Genomic DNA, 21,387 nt, shown 5'->3' with positions numbered 1-21,387 from the left:
ATGCGGGCCCCGCCCCGCCCCCCAGGACAGGAGCCGTCATGGCCCATGTGACCGATTACATCCGCACCATTCCCGATTTCCCGCACGAGGGAATCCTGTTCCGGGACGTGACGACGCTGTTTGCCGACCGCGACGGGCTGCGCCTCGCCATCGAGGGGCTGGTCGAAGCCTGCGAAGGGCTGGAGATCGACACGGTGGCCGGGCTGGAGGCGCGCGGCTTCATCCTGGGCGGCGCGCTGGCCGACCGGCTGGGCACCGGCTTCGTGCCGATCCGCAAGAAGGGCAAGCTGCCGGGCCGCACCATCGGCCAGAGCTACAAGCTCGAATACGGCGAGGCCGAGGTCGAGCTGCATGACGACGCGCTGCACCGGGGGCAGAAGGTACTGCTGGTCGACGACCTGCTGGCCACCGGCGGCACCGCCGAGGCGGGCATCAAGCTGATCGAACGACTGGGCGCCGAGGTGGTGGCCTGTGCCTTCATCATCGACCTCAAGGATCTCGGCGGCCGCAAGCTTCTCGAGGGGCTCGGGCACCGGGTCGAGGCGCTCTGCGCCTATGCGGGCGACTGAAGCTCGTCAGGGGGCTTGCGTATTCGAGGAAGAACGAGCCGGGGAGTGCGCCTCTCCCCGGTTCATCTTTTTCCGATTACGCAATTCCGACCTCAGCTGCGCAGCACGGCGCCGGGGTTGAGGATGCCGTGCGGATCGAGCGCCGACTTGATCGCCCGCATCATGGCGAGCTTCGCCGGGTCGCCGTAGCGCTCCAGATCGCCGACCTTGAGCCGCCCGATCCCGTGCTCGGCGCTGACCGAGCCGCCAAAGGCATGGGCGAGATCATGGACGATCTCCTTCACGCGCGGCCGGATGTCCTCGTAATCCTTGCGGTCTCGGCCCTTGGGCGGGAACACGTTGTAATGCAGGTTGCCATCGCCCAGATGGCCGAAGCAGTTGATCCGCACATCGCCAAGCGCGCGCAGTGCCGGGCCGCCCTGCGCGATGAAGCCCGGCACTGAGGAGAGCGGCACCGAGATATCGTGCGAGGAGATCGAGCCGATCCGGCGATTGGCCTCGGGGATCGTCTCGCGCACTGACCAAAGCGCCGCGGCCTGCGCCTCCGACGAGGCGATGACGCCGTCCTCGGACAACCCGGCCGCCACCGCCGCCTCGAAAATCGCGGCGAGGCTGTCTTCGGGGCGTAGCCCCTCGGGAAGCCCCAGTTCGACCAGCACCATCCATTCGGGCATGGGATCGAGAGGCACCCGCGCGTCGAGCCCGGCTTCGACCAGGAATTCGGGGCCCTGCCGGTGCATCAGTTCGAAGGCGGTGACGTTGTCGCCGACCCGGTCGCGCGCCAGCGCGAGGAGATCGAGCGCGGCGCGCGGCGAGGCCACCTGGAACAGCGCGGTGCCCGAGGCGGCGGGAACAGGCGCCAGCTTGAGCGCGGCGGCGGTGATGACTCCGAGGGTGCCTTCCGCCCCGATCATCAGGTCGCGCAGGTCGTAGCCCGTATTGTCCTTGTAGAGCCGAGTGAGCCCGGCCCAGACCTCACCCTGCGCCGTCACCACTTCGAGCCCGAGGCATTGTGCCCGGGCATTGCCATAGCGCAGCACGTTCAGGCCGCCCGCATTGGTCGCCAGAAGTCCGCCGATCCGTGCCGACCCTTCGGAGGCGAGCGAGAGCGGGAACATCCGCCCCGCCTCGCGCGCGGCGCCCTGCACCTCGGCAAGGATCGCGCCGGCCTCGGCCACGAGTACGTTCTCGGATGGATAGACGTCGCGGATCCGGTCCATCCGTGCCAGCGACAGGATCACCGGCACCACGCCGTCCTGCATCACCTGCCCGCCAACGAGCCCGGTGCCGCCGCCATGCGGCACCACGCCCACCCGCGCTTCGTGACAGGCGCGCAGGATCGTCGCCACCTCTTCGGTTGAAGCGGGGGCGAGCAGCACGCCCTGCCCCCTGTAGCGGCCGCGCGGCTCCTCGAGGTGCTCGGGTCCGGCCTGACGGAAGGCGGGCTCGGGAAGCCTGTCCCGCAGAGTGTCGAGGAACTCCGGAGTGGCGGCGTTCAGCATGGCGGTCTTCTCCTCAGCCCGTTGCGGTACGACCGCGCCGATCGGCCCTCAGATTGGCGTAGAGCACGTGATTGCGCCAGCGCCCGTCGATCTGCAGGTAGCTTTGCGCCACGCCTTCATACTTGTAGCCGCAGCTTTCAAGGAGCCGCCGCGACGGCGTATTTTCGGGCAGGCAGCCCGCTTCGATCCGGCTCAGATCCATGACGGTGAAGGCATGGTGCACCACCGCCTGCACCGCCTCGCGCATGTACCCCATGCGCGCGAAGGGCTCGCCGATCCAGTAGCCCGTGGTACCCGCCTGCGCCGGGCCGCGCCGGATGTTGTCGAGGGTGATCGCGCCGAGAAGCATCTGGTCGGCGCGGCGGATCAGGAACAGCGGCAGCGCCGTGTTCTGGCTGATCGAGCGCTGTGCCCAGTAGACCCGGTTCGTGAAGGCGCGACGCGTCAGGTGATCGGCGGCCCAGGTCGGCTCCCAGCGGGTCAGGAAGGCCGCCGAATCGCGACGCAGCGCCGCCCAGGCCCGAAAGTCGCCATGCACGGGCGGGCGCAAAACGAGCCGCTCGGTCTCGATCTGGACCCGCCGGCGCTGGCCGAGCATCAGGCGGCGAGCCTTTCCTTCAGCTCCTCCAGACGCGGCGCGGTCTCGGCCGGTCCATAGAGCGCCAGCGCGCTGCCCGCCCCGCCCGCGGCATGGGCGGCGAATTCGCGCACCGCCTCGACGGTGACGGCATCGATCTTCTCGACCGCCTCCTCGACCGCCGGCACGCGCCCCCAGATCGCGAGCATCCGCGCCAGACGCTCGGCCCGGTTCGAGGGGCTCTCCAGCCCCATCAGCATCCCGGCCTTCATCTGCGCCCGGGCGCGGGCCACCTCGGCCTCGCTCATGTCGCCCGCCGCGCGCTTCATCTCGTCCATGGTGATCCGTGCCAGATCGCCGATCTCCTCGGCCGAGGTTCCGGCATAGATCGTGGTCATGCCGGTATCCTCGTAGGCCCCGGCCTGCGCGAAGATGGTGTAGCACAGCCCCCGGTCCTCGCGGATCTTCTGGAACAGCCGCGAGGACATGCCGCCGCCGAGCGCGGTGGCATAGATCTGCGCGGTGTAGATCGCCGGGTCGCGGTAATGCGGACCTTCCAGCGCCATCGCGAAATGCACCTGCTCGAGCGGCTTGATGACCCGCTTCTCGCCGCCCATGAAGCGCGCGGGCGGTTGGATCGGCGCGGTGACGCGCGGCGCCAGCCCGCCGAACAGACGCTCGGCCGCGCGCACGATCTCGTCGTGATCCACGTCCCCCGCGGCGGAAAGGATCAGCTGGCCCGGCCCGTAATGCGACCGGGTGAAATCCTGCAGATCGGCGCGGCTGAATTGCGCAACGCGCTCGGCCGGCCCGAGAATGGTGCGACCCAGCGGCTGGTCCGGATAGGCCTCTTCCTGAAGCCAGTCGAAGATGATGTCGTCGGGCGTGTCCAGCGCCTGGCCGATCTCCTGCAGGATCACGCCGCGCTCGACCTCGATCTCCTCTTCCGAGAACACCGGGTTCAGCAGGATATCCGAGATCACATCGAGCGCGAGCCCTACATCCTGCCCCAGCACGCGAGCATAATAGGCGGTCATCTCCCGCGAGGTATAGGCGTTGATGTAGCCGCCCACATCCTCGATCGCCTCGGCGATGGCGAGCGCCGAGCGCGTCTTGGTGCCCTTGAAGGCCATGTGCTCGAGGAAATGCGCGATGCCGTTCTGATCCGCCGTCTCGTGGCGTCCGCCAGCCAGCACCCAGATGCCGATCGAGGCCGATTGCAGCCCCGGCATCCGCTCCGTGGCGATGCGGAAACCATTGGACAGGGTGTGAAGCTGGACACTCACCGCGCGATCTTCTCCCGAATGACGGATTGCAGAGCCGCGAGATCGTTCTCGACCCGCGTCACCCGCTCCGCGCGGTCATACAGCCCCGCCATCCGGGTTGGAAGGGGCGGCCGGATCGTGGTGGCGGCCTCGACAGCGTCCGGGAACTTGGCCGGATGCGCGGTGGCGAGGGTAACCATCGGGTTCGCGCCGAGATGTGCCTCGGCCACGTGAACACCCACCGCCGAATGCGGGCAGAGCAGTTCACCGGTCTGCTCGTGGATGCGACGGATCGTCTCGCGGGTGTCCTCCTCGGTGGCGCGGCCCGAGGCGAAGCTGTCGCGCAGCCGGCCGATCGCGCCTTGGCTCACCGCGAAACCGCCATTCGCCTTCAGCTCGTCCATCAGCTGCGCCACGGCGGCACCGTCGCGGCCATAGGCATCCCACAGCGCCCGCTCGAAATTCGAGGAGACCTGGATGTCCATCGAGGGGCTGATGGTCGGCGTCACGCCCGACTTGCGATGCTCGCCGTTCTCGATGGTGCGGTGCAGGATGTCGTTGCGATTGGTGGCGATGACCAGCCGACCGATCGTTAGGCCCATCCGCCGGGCGATGTCACCCGCATAGATGTCGCCGAAATTGCCGGTGGGTACCGTGAAGTCGATTTCGCGATGCGGCGCCCCAAGGCTGGTGGCGGCGGTAAAGTAATAGACCACCTGCGCCAATACCCGGCCCCAGTTGATCGAGTTCACGCCTGCAAGTCGCACCTCGTCGCGGAAAGCGAAATCGTTGAACATGTCCTTGAGCGCGGCCTGGCAATCGTCGAAATCCCCCGTGACCGCGAGGGTATGGACGTTCTTTTCGCGCGGCGTGGTCATCTGCCGGCGCTGTACCTCGGAGATCCGCTCATGCGGGTAGAGGATCACCACGTCGACATTGGCAAGCCCGCGAAACGCCTCGATCGCCGCCGAGCCGGTATCGCCCGAGGTGGCGCCAACGATGGTGATACGCTCACCGGAGCGCTCAAGCGATGCCTGAAACAGCTGACCGATCAGCTGCATGGCAAAGTCCTTGAAGGCCAGGGTCGGCCCGTGGAACAGCTCCAGCAGGTGATGGTTCGGACTGAGCTGGCTGAGCGGTGCCCGTGCCGGATGCGCGAAGCTCGCATAGGCCCTGGCGATCAGGCGGCGGAACTCGTCATCGGAGAAGGCGTCGCCGATGAATGGGCGCATCACCCGAAAGGCCACCTCCTCGTAGGGCTGACCCGCCATGGCCGCGATCTGAGCGCGATCGAACATCGGCACGGTTTCGGGGACATAGAGACCGCCATCGCGGGCGAGGCCGGTCAGCATCGCCTCCTCGAAGGAAAGGCTCGGGGCCTGGCCGCGGGTCGAGACATAGCGCATGGGTCTGTCCTTCGAAGTCAGGACGCGGCGCGGCGGCCGCGCCACAGGAAGAATCCGGTCATCACGGCCCAGACGGCGGCCAGCGAGAACCAGGTGATGGCGTAACCGAGGTGGTCGTTCGGCACGGCGCCGCTGTCAAGCGGCATGGGCGCGGTTCCGATCGCCGGCGTGATGCGACGCGCCACCACCAGAAGCGGCGCGGTGCCGAGCGCCGCGGCCATCGGCCCGACGTCGCGGGCATACCAGATATTGGCGGCCGTGTCGGGGGCCGGGGTCCAATCGTCGACCTCCTGCGGCCAATGCAGGTTTCCGGTGATCATCGCTTTCGGCGTGGCGCGGCTCAGATCCTTGGCCCCGAGCGGCACGAAGCCCAGATCGGCCATGACACGGCGCCCGCCGGTCTCGAGCACGCCGATCACCCGGTAACCCGGCCCGTCGGCGGCGCTGAGCACGTGGATCTCCTCGCCGGTGAGCCGTCCCTCCGCCACCACCGGCAAGAAGCGCTGCGCCTGCGGATCGGCGGTGCCGACGCCCGAGAGCGGCACGGGGGCGGCGAGGATGCGCGCGTCGAGATCGGCGAGGATCGCGGTCTTCCAACTCAGGCGCTGGACCTGCCAGACCCCGAGGCCGATCAGGATCGCGCAGCCCAGGACGCCCATCAGCAGCGGTAGAACAATGCGTCGCATCTTGTCTCCGGAAACGAGAAGGACGCGCGAGAGGGCCCGCGCGTCCGTGTTGGGTGGGCTGTCGTGGCGGGCGCGAGGCCCTGCCGTATCAGCTGCCCCAGACGTAGATCGAGAAGAACAGGAACAGCCACACCACATCGACGAAGTGCCAGTACCAGGCCGCCGCCTCGAAGCCGACATGCTTCTCCGGGGTGAAATCGCCGCGCTGCAGGCGGTACAGGCAGACCGCGAGGAAGATCGTGCCGATGATCACATGCGCGCCGTGAAAGCCGGTCGCCATGAAGAACACGCCGCCATAGACGTTGCCGCCGAAGCTGAACGGCGCTTCCCAGTATTCCAGGGCCTGGAACGCGGTGAAGATCACGCCGAGACCGATGGCGATCAGCAGACCGTTGCGCATGTCCTTGCGGTTGTTCTCGTGCACCAGCGCGTGGTGCGCCCAGGTCGCCGCCGCGCCGGAGCAGAGCAGGATCAGCGTGTTGATCAGCGGCAGGTGCCAAGGATCGAAGGTGGTGATGCCCTCGGGCGGCCAGGTGCCGTCGACCATCGGGCTCTCGGGGCCCATCGGGTAGAGCGCGTTCTTGAAGAAGGCCCAGAACCATGCCGCGAAGAACATGACCTCGGACATGATGAACATGATGAAGCCGTAGCGCAGGCCGATCCGGACCACCGGGGTGTGGTCGCCCTGACGGCTTTCGCCGATCACGTCGGCCCACCAGCCATACATGGTGTAGAGCACCGCCGCGAGGCCGATCAGGAACAGCCAGGGGCCGGAGCCGTGCATCCAGACGACCGCGCCGAACAGCATGGCGAAGGCGCCGGTGGCCGACAGGAACGGCCAGATGGACGGGGCCAGGATGTGATAATCGTGGTTCTTTTCATGCGCCATTCGTTCGGTCCCTCGGGCCTTTCGTTCAGTTCGTGTCTATCGCCTGAGCGGCGGTGCGTGTCAAAGACTCGTTGCCCGGCGCCAGTGCCGCCGTCTCCGTGTCCTCGGGCAGGTCGATCTCGTAGAAGGTGTAGCTCAGCGTGATCTCGTGGACATACTTGGCCTCGCGATCCTCGACGATCTCTGGGTCCACGAAGAAGCTGACCGGCATCAGCACCGTCTCGCCGGGCTGCAGCACCTGCTCGGTGAAGCAGAAGCATTCGATCTTCTCGAAATAGCCGCCGGCCGAATAGGGCGCGACGTTGTAGCTCGCCTGACCGGCGACGGCCCGCTCGGTCGGGTTGTGCGCCTCGTAGAAGGCGAGGCCCGTCTCGCCGATCCTGATCTCCATCTCGCGTTCGACCGGCTTGAACTCCCACGGCATGCCGCGGTCGAGCGAGGCGTCGAAGCGCACGGTGATGGTCTGGTCGAGCACCGTGTCCGATCCCGCCTCGGCCACCGATGTGGCGCCGCCGAAGCCGGTGACGCGGCAGAACCACGAGTAGAATGGCACGGCCGCCCAGGCCAGGGCGCCCATCACGACGACCACGCCGACCATCTGCAGCGCGGTACGGCGCAGCTTGCGGTCGCGATCGGTCATTGCGCGGCCCCCTCCTGCGGCACGAGCTGCGGGCGCGCCACGTGATCGAAGCGCTCCAGCTCGACGATCGAGCCGAGCGACAGCGTCTTGACCACGGTCAGGCCGAAGATCAGGGCGACGAAGCCCACGAGCAGCAGCCCGACGCCCCAGTTGCGGCCCCGCCGGCGGTGATGCAGTTCATGTTCGACACGCATGGACATGTCTCCTTATGCCCCGATCAGCCCCGACAGGATTTGCCAGGAACCGCCCCAGGGACGTAGCGCCGCCTCGATCAGAAGCGCGCCGAAATGCAGGAAGAGATAGCCGAGCGAGATCTTGAAGACCTTCTTCTCGGCGGCGTAGCCATCGGCCTCGGCCTGCTCCTCGCTGCGACGGAACAGCTGCCACGCACCGCCCAGGAACTGCAGGTTCAGCACCAAAGCGATGGCGAGGTAGATCGGCCCGCCGATCGACGTGAATCCTAGGCCCAGCGCCACCGGCACCAGAAGCATGGTGTATGCGAGGATATGGCGGCGGGTCGAGCGGCGGCCATGCGTCTCGGTCAGCATCGGCACGCCCGCATCGCCGTAATCCGACTTCACGAACAGCGCCAGCGCCCAGAAATGCGGTGGCGTCCACATGAAGGTCAGCGCGAACATCAGCACGCTTTCGATGGCGATGTCGCCGGTGGCGGCGGCCCAGCCGATCATCGGAGGAAAGGCCCCCGCGGCGCCGCCGATGACGATGTTCTGCGGCGTCGAACGCTTGAGCCACATCGTGTAGATCACGGCGTAGAAGAAGATGGTGAAGGCCAGCAGCCCCGCGGCGAGAGGGCCGGCGGCGAGGAACAGCACCAGCACCGAGAAGCCCGACAGCGCGAGGCCCAGCGCCAGCGCGTCGCCCGGCGTGGTCTTGCCAGCCGGGATCGGGCGGCTCTTGGTGCGGCGCATGATCGCGTCGATGTCGGCATCCCACCACATGTTGAGCGCGCCGGAGGCGCCGCCGCCCACCGCGATGCACAGGATCGCCACGAAGCCCAGGAACGGGTTCACCGCGACGGGGGCCACCAGCAGGCCCACCAGCGCGGTGAAGACCACGAGCGACATCACCCGCGGCTTGAGCAGCGCGAAGTAGTCCTTGAGCCCGGCCTCGGGGGCCCCGGGATAGCTCAGATCGGTCATGCTGGCATCGGTCATGCGGGCTCCCGTCCGGCGGTCATCATCCGCCGTCGCTGCTGGCGCGGTCGCGGGGTGCCTCGACCCCGGCTGCGCGGCCGGGCGGTCCCGGCCGGTCGTCATGTCGAATGGCGGCGGCGCCGCCCCGTCGGGCGGGCGCCTGCGCGCCCTGCCCCTCGGTTCACGAACCGGCTCAGGCCGGGAACTCTTCCTTGGCGCCCGCGAGCCACTGCTCATAGGCCTCCGGGCTCACCACCTTGACGGTGATCGGCATGTAGGCGTGGTCCTTGCCGCAAAGCTCGGAGCACTGGCCGAAATAGACGCCTTCCTGCTCGGCCTCGAACCACAGCTGGGCGATCCGGCCCGGCACCGCGTCCTGCTTCACGCCGAAGGCGGGAATGGTCCAAGAGTGGATCACGTCGGCGGCGGTCACGTCCATCACCACGGTCGCGCCCACGGGGACCACCACGGCGGTATCGGTCGCCAGCTTGAATTCGTCGGCGCCATAGCCGGCCTCGTTCAGCTCGGCCAGGATCTCTTCGTTGAGGTTGCCCATGCCCGCGCCGATCATGAAGCTCTCGAAGGCGACCTCCTCGTCGGGATACTCGTAGCCCCAGTACCACTGGAAGCCGGTCACCTTGATGTGCACGTCGCCCTCGGGGATCTCCTGCTGGTCGAACAGCACCGGCAGGGAGAAGGCGCCGATGAAGATCAGGATGACGATCGGCACCACGGTCCAGGCGATCTCGAGCGGCGAGTTGTGGGTGAAGGTCGCCGGGTTGGGATTGGACTTGCGGTTGTAGCGCAGGATCACGAAGGCCAGCAGGCCGGTGACGAAGAGCGTGATCGCGGTGATGATGACGAGCAGCATCCCGTCGAGCCAGTGGATGTCGCGCGCCAGCTTGGTCGCGGCGGGCTGCCAGCCCACGGCCCCATCGACCGGACGGCCGATGATCGGCAGTTCGGCGATCGTCTCCTGTGCCGAGACCATGCCCGCCGTCAGTGTGGCGGCGGCGGTCCCGAGCACGGCGAGGGGCTTTGTGAGGTGCATGTCTCTACCTTGCGTGTGTGGCGTAAGTCGGCGCCCCGAGGCCCCCGCCGCGGCGGAATCCCCTGTCGTCCGCGGGTCTATTCCCATAAACTGTCGCGCAGAACAAGCTGTCGGGTTGCGGCAAACGGACGCTCGCCCTACCTGCCCGTCGCCTTCATTCCCCGCCCAGAGCCCCGACGAGGACGCCAGATGACCGCACGACAGGCCGAGCCCGCCTTCGATCCTTTCGCCACCCATCTCGACCGCGCCGCGGCATTGCGGCTGCTGCGCGAGGCGGTGGCCGGCGCCGATGACGGCGAGTTGTTCCTCGAGCGTCGCCGCTCCGAGGTGCTGGGCTTCGACGATGGCCGTCTGAAGCACGCCAATTTCGACGCGGCCGAGGGCTTCGGCCTGCGCGCGGTGCGCGGCGAAACCTCGGGCTATGCGCATTCGACCAGTATCGACGAGGCGGCGCTGAAGCGTGCGGTGGCGACCGCGCGGCTCGCGGTGGGCGATGGCGGCGGCAGCCTCGCGGAGGCCCCTGCCCGTACCAACAGGCACCTCTATACCGATGCCGACCCGATCGCCGGCGCCGCCTTCGGGGTGAAGGTCGACCTCCTGCGCGAGATCGACGCCTTTGCCCGTGCGCTCGACCCGAAGGTGGTGCAGGTCACCGCGAGCCTCGCCGCCTCGCATCAGGAGGTGGCGATCCTGCGGCCCGAGGACGCTCTTTATACCGACATCCGCCCGATGGCGCGGATATCGATCGGTGTCATCGTCGAGAAGGACGGACGCCGCGAGAGCGGCCATATGGGCGGCGGCGGCCGTTTCGGCCTCGACGGGTTGATGGCCCGCGATCACTGGGAGCCGGTGGTGCGCGAGGCGCTGCGTATCGCCCTGGTCAATCTCGACGCCGAGGCGGCACCCGCAGGCGTCATGGACGTGGTGCTGGGGCCGGGCTGGCCCGGGATCCTGCTGCACGAGGCGGTAGGGCACGGGCTCGAGGGCGACTTCAATCGCAAGGGTTCCTCGGCCTTTGCCGGGCTGATGGGCAGCCAGGTCGCCGCCAAGGGCGTCACCGTGCTCGATGACGGCACCATCCCCGACCGGCGCGGCTCTCTCACCTTCGACGACGAAGGCACGCCTTCGAACCGCACCACGCTGATCGAGGACGGCAAGCTGGTGGGTTACATGCAAGACCGGCAGAACGCCCGGCTGATGGGCGTGGCCCCCACCGGCAATGGCCGTCGCGAGAGCTTTGCCCACACGCCGATGCCGCGCATGACCAACACCTACATGCTGGCGGGCAAGGACGACCCGGCCGGGATGGTGGCGGATCTGAAGGACGGCATCTGGGCCGTGGGGTTCGGCGGCGGACAGGTCGACATCACGAGCGGCAAGTTCGTCTTTTCCTGCACCGAGGCCTACCGGGTGAAGAACGGCAAGATCGGCGCGCCGGTCAAGGGCGCGACGCTGATAGGCGACGGCGCCACGGCGCTGCAGAAGATCCGCGCCATCGGCAACGATCTCGCGCTCGACCCCGGGATCGGCAATTGCGGCAAGGCCGGGCAATGGGTGCCGGTGGGGGTGGGGCAGCCCTCGCTGGCGATCGGCGGGCTGACGGTGGGCGGGTCGGGAAGCTGAGCCCCGCAGATCCCACCGCCATGCCCGCTGCGGTTTACGCCTCATTAACCGAGTCGCCTTAAACCTGAGCGGGCAACAGGCGAGGCGCGGATGTCCCAGGAACCGACTTCTTCCGCTCACCCCCCACTCCCACCCACCTCGGAAGAAGACACGCTGTCCCGCCTCCGCCTGTTGCGCTCCCGCCGCGTGGGCATCGCCACTTACTGGCGCCTGATGGCAGAGCATGGTTCGGCCCGGGCCGCACTGGATGCGCTGCCCGACGTCGCCCGCGCTGCCGGCATCGAAGACTATGCCCCTTGCCCGGCCGAGGCCGCTCATGCCGAAATGGCGGCGGCCCGATCCGCAGGCGCGCATCTGCTGGCGCATGGCGATCCGCTCTACCCTGCCGATCTCGCCGCCCTGCCCGACGCCCCGCCGCTCCTGTGGCTGCGCGGCCGCGCGGCCCTGCTGCGCCGCCCGATGCTGGCCCTGGTGGGTGCCCGAAACGCCTCGTCGCTGGGGCTGCGCATGGCGCGCCGGCTGGCGGCCGAGTTGTCGGAGGCAGGCTGGATCGTGGTGTCGGGCCTGGCACGCGGCATCGATGCGTACGCACACGAGGCCGCGTTGACCGGCGGCACCATCGCCGTCGCCGCGGGGGGCGTCGATGTCGTCTACCCGCCGGAGAACGCGGATCTGACGGCGCGCATCGCCCGCGACGGGCTGATCCTGTCCGAACAGCCGCCCGGGCTGGTGCCGCAGGGGCGACATTTCCCGGCGCGCAACCGCATCGTCGCCGGGCTGTCGCGGGCGGTGCTGGTGGTCGAGGCGGCGGCGCGCTCGGGCAGTTTGATCACCGCGCGCGCCGGGCTCGATGCGGGGCGTGAGGTGATGGCGGTGCCGGGACACCCCTTCGATGCCCGCGCCGGCGGCTGCAACCTGCTGATCCGCGATGGGGCGACATTGGTCCGGGGCGCCCGGGACGTGCTCGACATCATCGGCCGCATCGCGCCATCGACATCGACACTGCTAAAGTCCCCCGATGCGCCGCCGGAACCGCGCAAGGGCCCGAGCGAGGCGGTGTCGGCGCGCATTCTCGACCGGCTCGGCGCCGCGCCGCTTGCCGAAGATCAACTGCTGCGCGATCTCGGCCTGCCCGCCGCTCAGGTCAGCCAGGCGCTCGTCGATCTTGAACTGTCGGGCCATGTCGCCCGACAGCCGGGCGGTCTGCTGGCGCGGCACGGCCCCGCGAATGGCGCGGGGTAAGCCCGGACGCCACCGGACAGAGGGCGCATTGACATTGCGGCGGCCCCCGCCACATGTTGCCCGCCCAAAGCGCCCCTCCCCTGTCCCGAGGATTCCCCATGCCCGTCGTCGTCGTCGAATCTCCGGCCAAGGCCAAGACGATCAACACTTATCTCGGGTCGGACTATACCGTCCTCGCCTCCTACGGGCATGTCCGCGACCTGCCGCCCAAGGATGGTTCGGTCGATACCGACAATGATTTCGACATGCGCTGGGAGGTCGGTGCGGATTCGCGCAAGCACGTGAAGGCGATCGCCGACGCGCTCAAATCCGACCCGAACCTGATCCTCGCCACCGACCCCGATCGCGAGGGGGAGGCGATCTCGTGGCACCTGCAGGAGGCGCTGACCGCGCGCAAGGTGCTCAAGAAGGATACGCCGGTCAGCCGCGTCGTGTTCAACGCGATCACAAAGGCCGCCGTGACCGAGGCGATGAAGAACCCGCGCGAGGTCGATGCGCCGCTGGTGCACGCCTATCTGGCGCGCCGCGCGCTCGACTATCTCGTGGGCTTCAACCTCTCGCCGGTGCTGTGGCGCAAGCTGCCCGGCGCGAAATCGGCAGGACGTGTGCAGTCGGTCTGCCTGCGCCTCATCGTCGAGCGCGAGATGGAGATCGAGGCGTTCAAGCCGCGCGAATACTGGAGCGTGAAGGCGCAGCTCGTCACGCCAAGAGGCCAGGAATACGAGGCGCGGCTCACCGTGCTGGCGGGCAAGAAGCTCGACCGCTTCGACATCGCCGACCGGACGCAGGCGGAAATGGCCGTGCAGGCGGTGGCCTCGCGCGATCTCACCGTGTCCTCGGTCGAGGCGAAGCCTGCCTCCCGCAACCCTTCGGCCCCCTTCATGACCTCGACCCTGCAGCAGGAGGCCAGCCGCAAGTTCGGCATGGGCGCGCGCGCCACCATGTCGGCGGCGCAGCGCCTCTACGAGGCGGGCTACATCACCTACATGCGGACCGACGGCATCGACATGGCGCCCGAAGCGGTGATGGCCGCGCGCGACGAGATCAAGTCGCGCTACGGCGAGGCCTACGTGCCCAAGAGCCCGCGCATGTACAAGAACAAGGCCAAGAACGCGCAGGAGGCGCACGAGTGCATCCGCCCGACCGACATGTCGCGCGACGCCTCGAAGCTCGCGCGTCTCGAAGCCGACCAGCGCAAGCTCTACGACCTGATCTGGAAGCGGACGCTGGCCTGCCAGATGGAGGCGGCGCGGCTGGAACGCACAACCGTCGACATCGCGAGCCGCGACGAGCAGGTGATGCTGCGCGCCACCGGCCAGGTCGTGCTCTTCGACGGCTTCCTCAAGGTCTATGAAGAGGGCCGCGACGACGTCGAGAGCGACGACGACCGCCGCCTGCCGCAGATCCATCAGGGCGAGGCTGCCAAGTTCGCCTCCGGCACGCTTAAGGCTGCCTTCGCCAAGGCGACCGAGGAGAACAAGGACGCGGCCGTTCTCGGCGGCCCCGACGCCGTACTGGCGCTGCAGCACCACACCCAGCCGCCGCCGCGCTACACCGAGGCGACGCTGGTGAAGCGGATGGAAGAGCTCGGCATCGGCCGCCCCTCGACCTATGCCAGTGTCATCGGCACGATCCAGGACCGCGATTACGTCACCAAGGACAAGAACCGGCTGATCCCGCAGGACAAGGGCCGGATCGTCACGATCTTTCTTCTGAACTTCTTCAAGCGCTACGTGGAGTACGACTTCACGGCCGAGCTCGAGGAGCAGCTCGACGACGTCTCGGCTGGTAAGGCCGACTACAAGGAGCTGCTGGCGCGGTTCTGGCGCGACTTCTCCGCCGCCATCGCCGAAACCTCGGAGCTTCGGATCACCGAGGTGCTCGACGTGCTCGACGAGGCGCTGGCGCCGCAGCTCTACCCGCCGCGCGAGGACGGCTCCGACCCGCGCATCTGCCCGCAATGCGGCACCGGCAAGCTGCATCTGAAGACCTCGCGCACCGGCGGCTTCGTCGGCTGCGGCAATTATCCCGAGTGCCGCTATACCCGTCCCATCGGTGGCGATGGTGCCGACACCGGCGCCGACCGGGTGCTGGGCGAGGATGGCGGCGACGAGATCTGGCTCAAGACCGGGCGCTTCGGCCCCTATGTCCAGCGTGGCGAGCCGACCGAGGATCAACCCAAGCCGCCGCGCGCCTCGTTGCCCAAGGGCTGGCAGGCCGACGCGATGGACCTCGACAAGGCACTGACGCTCCTGTCGCTGCCGCGCCTCGTCGGCCATCACCCCGAGGATGGCGAACCGATCGAGGCCGGGCTGGGACGCTTCGGCCCCTTCGTCAAGCATGGCAAGCTCTATGCCAACCTCAAGGAGGTCGACGAGGTCTTCGAGATCGGCATGAACCGCGCGGTCGAACTGCTGGCGCAGAAGGCCGCCGGGCGCGGTGGCCGGGGCGCCGCCGCCAAGGCGCTCAAGGAGCTGGGCGAGCACCCCTCGGGGGGCGCGATCTCGGTGATGCCCGGACGTTACGGCCCCTATGTGAAGTGGGAAAAGGTCAACGCGACCCTGCCCAAGGACCTGGAACCCGAGGCGGTGACGCTGGAGCAGGCGATCGCCCTGGTCGATGAGAAGGCCGCCAAGGGCGGCAAGAAGAAGGCACCGGCCAAGAAGGCGGCGGCGAAGAAACCCGCCGCCAAGAAGACCGCGGCCGGCAAGACCACCGCGGCCAAGAAGACCACGGCCAAATCAACGGCGGCCAAGAAGGCTCCCGCCAAGAAAGCGCCCGCGAAGAAGGCCGAGGCCCCCGACGAGGCGGCCGAATAGGTCCTTCAGCAGGGTGAAAGCCGCGCCGCCCGCTGCGGCGCGGCATCCGCATTGACTTCGCGCGCCGCCGGCGCAAGTCTCGCCCCCGTGACAACAGGGGGAGACGCATGAACAAGATCTATCCGGACGCGGCCGCCGCGCTCGACGGGCTCCTGTCCGACGGGATGCTGATCGCCGCCGGGGGCTTTGGCCTCTGCGGCATTCCAGAGCTTCTGATCGCCGCCATCCGCGACGCGGGCACGAAGGATCTGACCTTCGCCTCGAACAACGCGGGCGTCGACGATTTCGGCCTAGGGCTCCTGTTGCAGACCCGGCAGGTGAAGAAGATGATCTCCTCCTATGTGGGCGAGAACGCCGAGTTCATGCGCCAGTATCTCTCGGGCGAGCTGGAACTGGAGTTCACGCCGCAGGGCACGCTCGCCGAGCGGATGCGCGCCGGCGGCTCCGGCATCCCCGGCTTCTACACCAAGACCGGCGTTGGCACGAAGGTGGCCGAGGGCAAGGAAGAGAAGGTCTTCGATGGCGAGACCTACATCCTCGAGCGCGGCATCGTCGCCGATTTGTCGATCGTCAAGGCGTGGAAGGCCGACGAGACCGGCAACCTCGTCTTCCGCAAGACCGCCCGCAACTTCAACCCGCCCGCCGCGATGGCCGGGCGCGTCTGCGTGGCCGAGGTCGAGGAAATCGTGCCCGCCGGATCGCTCGACCCCGACCATATCCACCTGCCCGGCATCTACGTGCACCGCCTGATCCAGGGCGAGCATGAAAAGCGCATCGAACAGCGCACCATCAGGGAGGCTTGATCATGGGCTGGGATCGCAAGCAGATGGCGGCGCGCGCCGCGCAGGAACTCGAGGACGGCACCTATGTGAACCTCGGGATCGGCATTCCGACCCTGGTGCCGAACTACATCCCCGAGGGGGTGCACGTGACGCTGCAATCCGAGAACGGGATGCTCGGCATGGGCCCCTTCCCGACCGAGGACGAGATCGACCCGGATCTCATCAACGCGGGCAAGCAGACCATCACCGAGCTGCCGCATACCGCCTATTTCGACAGCGCCACCAGCTTCGGGATGATCCGCGGAGGCAAGATCGCCATGGCGATCCTCGGCGCGATGGAAGTGGCCGAGAACGGCGATCTGGCGAACTGGATGATTCCCGGCAAGCTGGTGAAAGGCATGGGCGGCGCGATGGATCTGGTCGCCGGCGTCGGCCGCGTCGTGGTGGTGATGGACCACACCTCCAAGCATGGCGACAGCAAGTTGCTGAAGGAATGCACGCTGCCGCTCACCGGCAAGGGCGTGGTCGATCGGGTGATCACCAATCTCGGTGTGCTCGACGTGGTCGAGGGCGGGCTGAAGATCGTGGAAACGGCGCCCGGCGTGACCGAGCAGGATATCCGCGACGCCACCGAGGCGACCATTGTCTGATCGAGAGATCCGCCGCGAAGGCGGCCCCGACAGGGGCCGCTACGCGCTCGACCTCGGCGGCGGCGCCGAGGCCGAGCTGACCTGGGTGGCGCGGGGCGATACCCGCATCGCCACGCATACCGGCGTGCCGCGCGAGCATGAGGGGCGGGGCCACGCCGCCGCTCTCGTCGCGGCGATGGTCGAGGACGCGAAGGCCGAGGGCTTCCGCATCGTCCCCGCCTGCTCCTATGTCGCGCTCTGGGCGCGCAGGCATCCCGAGGCGGCAGCGCAATTCGCCTGATCAGAGGCTGTTGACCGAGAAGACGCACCCGTCGCTCATCAGCACCGGTGGCGTCAGGCACAGCCCGCGCGCCACCGTCCACGCCGCGAGCACCTTGGGCACATAGGCACGGGTCTCGGCATAGGGCGGCACGCCGGCATTGTCGCGCACCGATCCTTCGCCCGCATTGTACCCCGCGAGAGCGAGGATCGGGTCGCGGCCGAAATGCTCCATCAACCAGTCGAGATAGGCGATCCCGCCGCGGATGTTCTCCGGTGCGATCGCACGGTCCTTCACTCCGAATCGGGCTGCCGTGGCCGGCATCAGCTGCATCAGCCCCTGCGCGCCCGCGGAACTGACCGCATCGGCCCGGCCGGCGCTCTCGACCGAGATCACCGCCAACACCAGCGCCGGCGACACGCGGGTGCCGATCGTCGCCCGCATGATGTCGGCTCCGTACCGCCCGGCGATCTCCTGCAGATGCTGCAGCCGTGGCCCCGCTGCCGCGCCGGGCGGCGCGTCGCGCAGCGCCGCCAGGGCCAGCTCCAGCCGTCCCGGCCCACCATCGGCCAGCCGTGGCGACACCGCACTCCAGAACCAGGCAGCCGTCGTGTCGCCGCTTTTCCTGCCGGCGCCGGAGGCAGATCCCGCAGCAGCGGGGGCCGAGGGGGCGGCGGGCGCGACCGGGGCGACGGGAGAGATCTGCACGGTGATGCGCCGGGCACCGGGCTGCGGCACGGCGATGCGCCGGAAGGTGAAGTCGGTTCCGATTCGCTCGGCTGCGACCTCGTCCGCCAGCGCGAATCCCAGCGCCACCGCCAAGGCGATTCCGGGTAATCTCCTGCCGATCCGCATCCGCCCGCCTCGTGGTACCGTGATTCCGGCTTCAGCCTAGCGTTGCGCATCCGGCAACGATGCCCCCCGGACGCGGGGATTTCGCCGTTGATGAAAATTCGACACGGCCTTTGGTATAGGGACGGGCCTTACAACCGGATAGGCGCGAGCTTCATGTGCTGTGAAAACGCGCCAAGACCGACAAACTCCCGCCCCAATCCGACAGCTATATGGGTACATCCACTGCGGTGATCGGGTCAGAGCCTGACAGACACGAGACAGTCCGCACGGGTAGGGAACGAAATCATCACCCCCCAGGAGGGACCTCACATGCTCAACTTCTTCAAGAAATTCTCCCAGGACGAAGCCGGCGCCGTCACCGTCGATTGGGTCGTTCTCACCGCCGCCATCGTCGGCCTCGGCGTCGCGATCATGACGCAGGTCGGCGCAGGTGCTAAGAATATGGCCACTGACATCAATAACTCTCTCGCAGACGGAACGGTTTCTGCATCGACCGCAACTTACTAATCCGCCTTTCATCGCAAGCTACCGGGGGCCACAGCATGCTGTGGCCCCCGGTCCTATTTCAAACGCTCGGCGATATCAGAAATCGGGCAAAGCGGATTTTCCGCGACCCGACGAACAGGTGTCCTGTTCTTGACGCCGGGCATTCATCGCCTCGCCACAATCCGCAGTCACGGTTAGCTGATACTTAAGCCAATGGGCTTCGGGCCCGACGAGGATCGGACATATGAGGCGGCGCATTCGAGCACTATGGGACTGTGATACCGGGTCAGTGACCGAATGGGTCGCCATCGCAGGAAGCAGCATTGCACTTGCCCTGTTGGTCGGCGTGGCCTTCACAAAGATAGGCACCAGCTCGGCCGACAACCTGCGCAGTTCCGTTCAGGCGGTACTGCCGAAGGCTGCCAGTGTTAGCCCATAAGCCGCGTGTCGATCAGGTGCTAGGAGAAACGAAATGAGAATGGTGTTCGGTCTGGTCTTCGCCCTCGGCCTCGGTCTGGCGGGCTATGCGGTCTACATGGTGAAGGGCTATTTCGATCAGCAGGAGGCCGTGCTGGCGGCCGAGCGCGCGGCCGCCGCCAACCGCTTGCCGACCGTCGAAGTGGTGGGCGTGAAGAACCCCCTGCCCTACGGTACCGTGATCACCCGCGAGGATCTGAAGCCGATCCAGTACACCGAGGCATTCTTGCCGGAGGGCACCTTCCCCGACCTCGAGGCGCTGTTCCCGGAGGGCGAGGATGTGCCGCGTCTCGTGCTTCGACCGATGGAGCCGAACGAGCCGATCCTCGCCGCCAAGATCACCGCGCCGGGCGGCGATGCCGGGATCAGCACGCGGCTCGGCACCGGCATGCGCGCCTTCGCGATCAGCGTCAACGCGACCAGCGGCGTCTCCGGCTTCCTGCGGCCGGGCGACCGGGTCGACGTCTACTGGACCGGCTCGGTCTCGGTGGGTGGCAACTCGCGCGAGGTCACCAAGCTGATCGAAACCGGCCTCGAACTGATCGGTGTCGACCAGACCGCCGACCAGACCCGCGCCGAGGCCATGGTGGCGCGCACCGTGACCGTACAGGCCTCGCCGCAGCAGGTCGCCAAGCTGGCACAGGCGCAATCCACCGGCACCCTGGCGCTGTCGCTGGTCGGGCTGCGCGATGACAGCGTCGCCGGTGCCGTCGAGGTCGACCAGCGCAGCCTGCTCGGCATCGTCGAGGAAGAGAAAGAAGAGCCGCAGATCATCGCAGCACCGGCGCCCGCGCCCGAAGTCTGCACCGTGCGCACCCGGCGCGGCGCCGAGGTGGTCGAGATCGCGATCCCCTGCACCAACTGAGCCTGCCCCGGGGCGTTCGGCCTGTGGCCGGACGTCCACAACCCCGCGCAACAAGGCGGCGCGCGTTGCAATGCCTCGCCCCCTCGGGCAGGCTCGGCGCGGACGGGGCGATCCCAAGACCCCGACGCACGACCTGCAGCGAGGCGGCCGAATGAGCATCCGACACACCATGAGAGCCGGCCTCGCCGGCCTCGCGCTGAGCCTTGCAGGGCTGGCTCCGATGGGCGAGGCGCAGGCCGAGGCGCTCCAGGTTCGGGCCGGCGCGCCGTCGCGGGCCTTGCAGGTCCCGATGAATCGCGCCGTGGTGGTCGAAAGCGACGTGCCCTTCACCGAATTGTCGATCGCCAATCCCGGCATCGCCGACATCTCTTCGCTGACCGATCGCACGATCTATGTGCTGGGCAAGGCGCCCGGCCGCACCACCCTCACCGTGCTGGGCGAGAACGGGCGGCTGATCACCAATGTCGAGGTGCATGTCACCCCCGACATCGCCGAATTCAAGGAACGGCTGGAGCAGATCCTGCCCGGCGAGCCGATCGAGGTCCGCACCGCCAATGACGGCATCGTCATGTCCGGCGTGGTCAGCTCGATCGGCAAGCTCGACCGGGCGCTGGAGCTGGCGCAGCGCTATGCCCCCGACCGGGTGTCGAACCTGATGAGCGTCGGCGGCACGCAGCAGGTGATGCTCAAGGTCCGCTTCTCGGAAATGCAGCGTTCGGTGAGCAAGTCGCTCTCGGCCTCCCTGGGGGCACGCGGGACTGCCTTCGGAGACAATCTTGGCCTCGCGGTGGGGACCAACACGCTTGGAAACTCCGCGGCTCTGGGCTCCGCGCTCGGCGGCTCCCTTCCCAGCTCCAGCTCGGCCAATGCCTCCACCCTGTTCGGCTTCAACGCCGGTGGCGTCGAGGTTGGACTGCTGCTCGAGGCGCTGGAAAGCCGCGGCGTCGTGCGCACACTGGCCGAACCCAACCTCACCGCCCTCTCGGGCCAGGAGGCGAGCTTTCTCGCAGGCGGTGAATATCCGGTCCCGGTGAGCCAGGAGAACGGCACCGCCACGATCGAATACAAGCCGTTCGGGGTCGAGCTGACCTTCGTGCCTCGCGTGGTGGAAGGCGACCTGATCAATCTCGAACTCAAGGCGTCGGTCAGTTCGATCGACCCGAGCAACGGCTTCACCGCGGACGGCTTTACCATCGACGCGTTCCGCCGACGCGAGACCGCGACGACCGTGGAAATGCGCGACGGCGAAAGCTTTGCCATCGCCGGCCTCCTCTCGGACGATTTTCAGGACCTCAACGGTCAGGTGCCTTGGCTCGGAGACATTCCCGTGCTGGGCGCGCTGTTCCGCTCCGCCGAATACACCCGCCAGCAATCCGAGCTGGTGATCATCATCACGCCGCATCTGGTGACCCCGACCCGCGGCGAGACGCTGGCCATGCCGACCGACCGTGTTCGCCCGCCTTCCGAGCGCGAGCTGTTCCTGTTCGGGCGCGTCTCGGCCGACCGCGCGCCCCAGAGCGGCACCGCCGGCGAAATCGCGCGACAGGATTTCTCGGGCTCATACGGCTATGTGCTCGACTGAAGGGAGAT

At 67.9% G+C, this 21,387-nt stretch carries 21 protein-coding genes; 10 read left to right on the top strand and 11 right to left on the bottom strand.

The genetic code is table 11. The annotated features are described in order from the left end of the window. Positions 1-38 precede the first annotated feature (38 nt). Positions 39-569, top strand: a complete 531-nt coding sequence (locus ACRAQ3_RS04830; protein ID WP_432255859.1) for an adenine phosphoribosyltransferase — start codon at positions 39-41, stop codon at positions 567-569. A gap of 92 nt (positions 570-661) precedes the next feature. On the opposite strand, the gene ACRAQ3_RS04825 is transcribed toward ACRAQ3_RS04830, so the two are convergent. The 10 genes from ACRAQ3_RS04825 to coxB all read right to left on the bottom strand — a co-directional run bounded on the left by ACRAQ3_RS04825 (position 662) and on the right by coxB (position 9,739). Continuing rightward, positions 662-2,071: an FAD-binding oxidoreductase gene (locus ACRAQ3_RS04825; protein ID WP_432255858.1), complete on the bottom strand. Its 1,410-nt coding sequence runs from the start codon at positions 2,069-2,071 to the stop codon at positions 662-664. Positions 2,072-2,084: 13 nt separating this feature from the next. Continuing rightward, complete coding sequence (locus ACRAQ3_RS04820; protein ID WP_269397036.1) at positions 2,085-2,669, bottom strand: GNAT family N-acetyltransferase; 585 nt, start codon at positions 2,667-2,669, stop codon at positions 2,085-2,087. Then, positions 2,669-3,934: a M16 family metallopeptidase gene (locus tag ACRAQ3_RS04815; RefSeq protein ID WP_432255857.1), complete on the bottom strand. Its 1,266-nt coding sequence runs from the start codon at positions 3,932-3,934 to the stop codon at positions 2,669-2,671. The genes ACRAQ3_RS04820 and ACRAQ3_RS04815 overlap by 1 nt, the downstream gene beginning before the upstream one ends. Continuing rightward, positions 3,931-5,319, bottom strand: coding sequence for a threonine synthase (thrC, locus tag ACRAQ3_RS04810; protein WP_432255856.1), 1,389 nt, complete (start codon positions 5,317-5,319; stop codon positions 3,931-3,933). Before thrC ends, ACRAQ3_RS04815 begins: the two co-directional genes overlap by 4 nt. A 17-nt stretch (positions 5,320-5,336) precedes the next feature. Beyond that, the gene (locus ACRAQ3_RS04805) at positions 5,337-6,005 is read right to left on the bottom strand and encodes an SURF1 family protein (RefSeq protein ID WP_269397039.1); all 669 of its coding nucleotides are present in this window, start codon (positions 6,003-6,005) and stop codon (positions 5,337-5,339) included. Between the two features lie 88 nt (positions 6,006-6,093). Next, positions 6,094-6,894, bottom strand: a complete 801-nt coding sequence (locus ACRAQ3_RS04800) for a cytochrome c oxidase subunit 3 (protein ID WP_085894665.1) — start codon at positions 6,892-6,894, stop codon at positions 6,094-6,096. A gap of 25 nt (positions 6,895-6,919) precedes the next feature. Further along, the gene (locus ACRAQ3_RS04795; RefSeq protein ID WP_269397041.1) at positions 6,920-7,534 is read right to left on the bottom strand and encodes a cytochrome c oxidase assembly protein; all 615 of its coding nucleotides are present in this window, start codon (positions 7,532-7,534) and stop codon (positions 6,920-6,922) included. After that, entirely contained in the window at positions 7,531-7,734 is a 204-nt protein-coding gene (locus ACRAQ3_RS04790) for a hypothetical protein (RefSeq protein WP_085894663.1), read from the bottom strand. Before ACRAQ3_RS04790 ends, ACRAQ3_RS04795 begins: the two co-directional genes overlap by 4 nt. A gap of 6 nt (positions 7,735-7,740) precedes the next feature. Continuing rightward, complete coding sequence (gene cyoE / locus ACRAQ3_RS04785) at positions 7,741-8,709, bottom strand: heme o synthase (RefSeq protein WP_432255855.1); 969 nt, start codon at positions 8,707-8,709, stop codon at positions 7,741-7,743. A gap of 172 nt (positions 8,710-8,881) precedes the next feature. Beyond that, positions 8,882-9,739 (bottom strand): cytochrome c oxidase subunit II, encoded by an 858-nt coding sequence (gene coxB / locus ACRAQ3_RS04780; RefSeq protein WP_432255854.1) that lies wholly within the window; start codon positions 9,737-9,739, stop codon positions 8,882-8,884. A 189-nt stretch (positions 9,740-9,928) separates the two neighbouring features. Here coxB and tldD point away from each other — a divergent pair, with 189 nt between their 5' ends. From tldD to ACRAQ3_RS04750, 6 genes are all read left to right on the top strand, one after another. Further along, positions 9,929-11,362, top strand: coding sequence for a metalloprotease TldD (gene tldD / locus ACRAQ3_RS04775; protein ID WP_269397044.1), 1,434 nt, complete (start codon positions 9,929-9,931; stop codon positions 11,360-11,362). A 90-nt stretch (positions 11,363-11,452) separates the two neighbouring features. Continuing rightward, positions 11,453-12,604: a DNA-processing protein DprA gene (gene dprA / locus ACRAQ3_RS04770; protein ID WP_432255853.1), complete on the top strand. Its 1,152-nt coding sequence runs from the start codon at positions 11,453-11,455 to the stop codon at positions 12,602-12,604. Between the two features lie 98 nt (positions 12,605-12,702). Then, the gene (topA, locus tag ACRAQ3_RS04765; RefSeq protein ID WP_269397046.1) at positions 12,703-15,423 is read left to right on the top strand and encodes a type I DNA topoisomerase; all 2,721 of its coding nucleotides are present in this window, start codon (positions 12,703-12,705) and stop codon (positions 15,421-15,423) included. A 107-nt stretch (positions 15,424-15,530) separates the two neighbouring features. Continuing rightward, entirely contained in the window at positions 15,531-16,226 is a 696-nt protein-coding gene (locus tag ACRAQ3_RS04760; RefSeq protein WP_085894657.1) for a CoA transferase subunit A, read from the top strand. A 2-nt stretch (positions 16,227-16,228) separates the two neighbouring features. Further along, on the top strand, positions 16,229-16,855 hold the full coding sequence (locus ACRAQ3_RS04755; protein WP_085894656.1) for a 3-oxoacid CoA-transferase subunit B: 627 nt from the start codon (positions 16,229-16,231) through the stop codon (positions 16,853-16,855). Then, positions 16,848-17,135: a GNAT family N-acetyltransferase gene (locus tag ACRAQ3_RS04750; RefSeq protein ID WP_269397047.1), complete on the top strand. Its 288-nt coding sequence runs from the start codon at positions 16,848-16,850 to the stop codon at positions 17,133-17,135. The genes ACRAQ3_RS04755 and ACRAQ3_RS04750 overlap by 8 nt, the downstream gene beginning before the upstream one ends. On the opposite strand, the gene ACRAQ3_RS04745 is transcribed toward ACRAQ3_RS04750, so the two are convergent. Further along, a complete protein-coding gene (locus ACRAQ3_RS04745; protein WP_432255852.1) occupies positions 17,136-17,969 on the bottom strand; it encodes a lytic transglycosylase domain-containing protein in 834 nt (277 codons plus the stop codon). It lies immediately after the preceding gene. Positions 17,970-18,278: 309 nt separating this feature from the next. On the opposite strand from ACRAQ3_RS04745, the gene ACRAQ3_RS04740 reads away from it, so the two are divergent. The 3 genes from ACRAQ3_RS04740 to ACRAQ3_RS04730 all read left to right on the top strand — a co-directional run bounded on the left by ACRAQ3_RS04740 (position 18,279) and on the right by ACRAQ3_RS04730 (position 21,379). Continuing rightward, positions 18,279-18,476 carry a hypothetical protein gene (locus ACRAQ3_RS04740; RefSeq protein ID WP_269397049.1) on the top strand — a complete coding sequence of 66 codons (198 nt, stop codon included), beginning with the start codon at positions 18,279-18,281 and terminating at the stop codon, positions 18,474-18,476. Positions 18,477-18,927: 451 nt separating this feature from the next. Further along, the gene (cpaB, locus tag ACRAQ3_RS04735) at positions 18,928-19,797 is read left to right on the top strand and encodes a Flp pilus assembly protein CpaB (RefSeq protein ID WP_432255851.1); all 870 of its coding nucleotides are present in this window, start codon (positions 18,928-18,930) and stop codon (positions 19,795-19,797) included. A gap of 169 nt (positions 19,798-19,966) precedes the next feature. After that, entirely contained in the window at positions 19,967-21,379 is a 1,413-nt protein-coding gene (locus tag ACRAQ3_RS04730) for a type II and III secretion system protein family protein (protein WP_432255850.1), read from the top strand. Positions 21,380-21,387: the final 8 nt, after the last annotated feature.

This window comes from Limimaricola sp. AA108-03 (assembly GCF_050847355.1).
Classification (GTDB): Bacteria; Pseudomonadota; Alphaproteobacteria; order Rhodobacterales; family Rhodobacteraceae; genus Limimaricola.
This window is presented reverse-complemented; position numbering and strand designations above follow the sequence as displayed.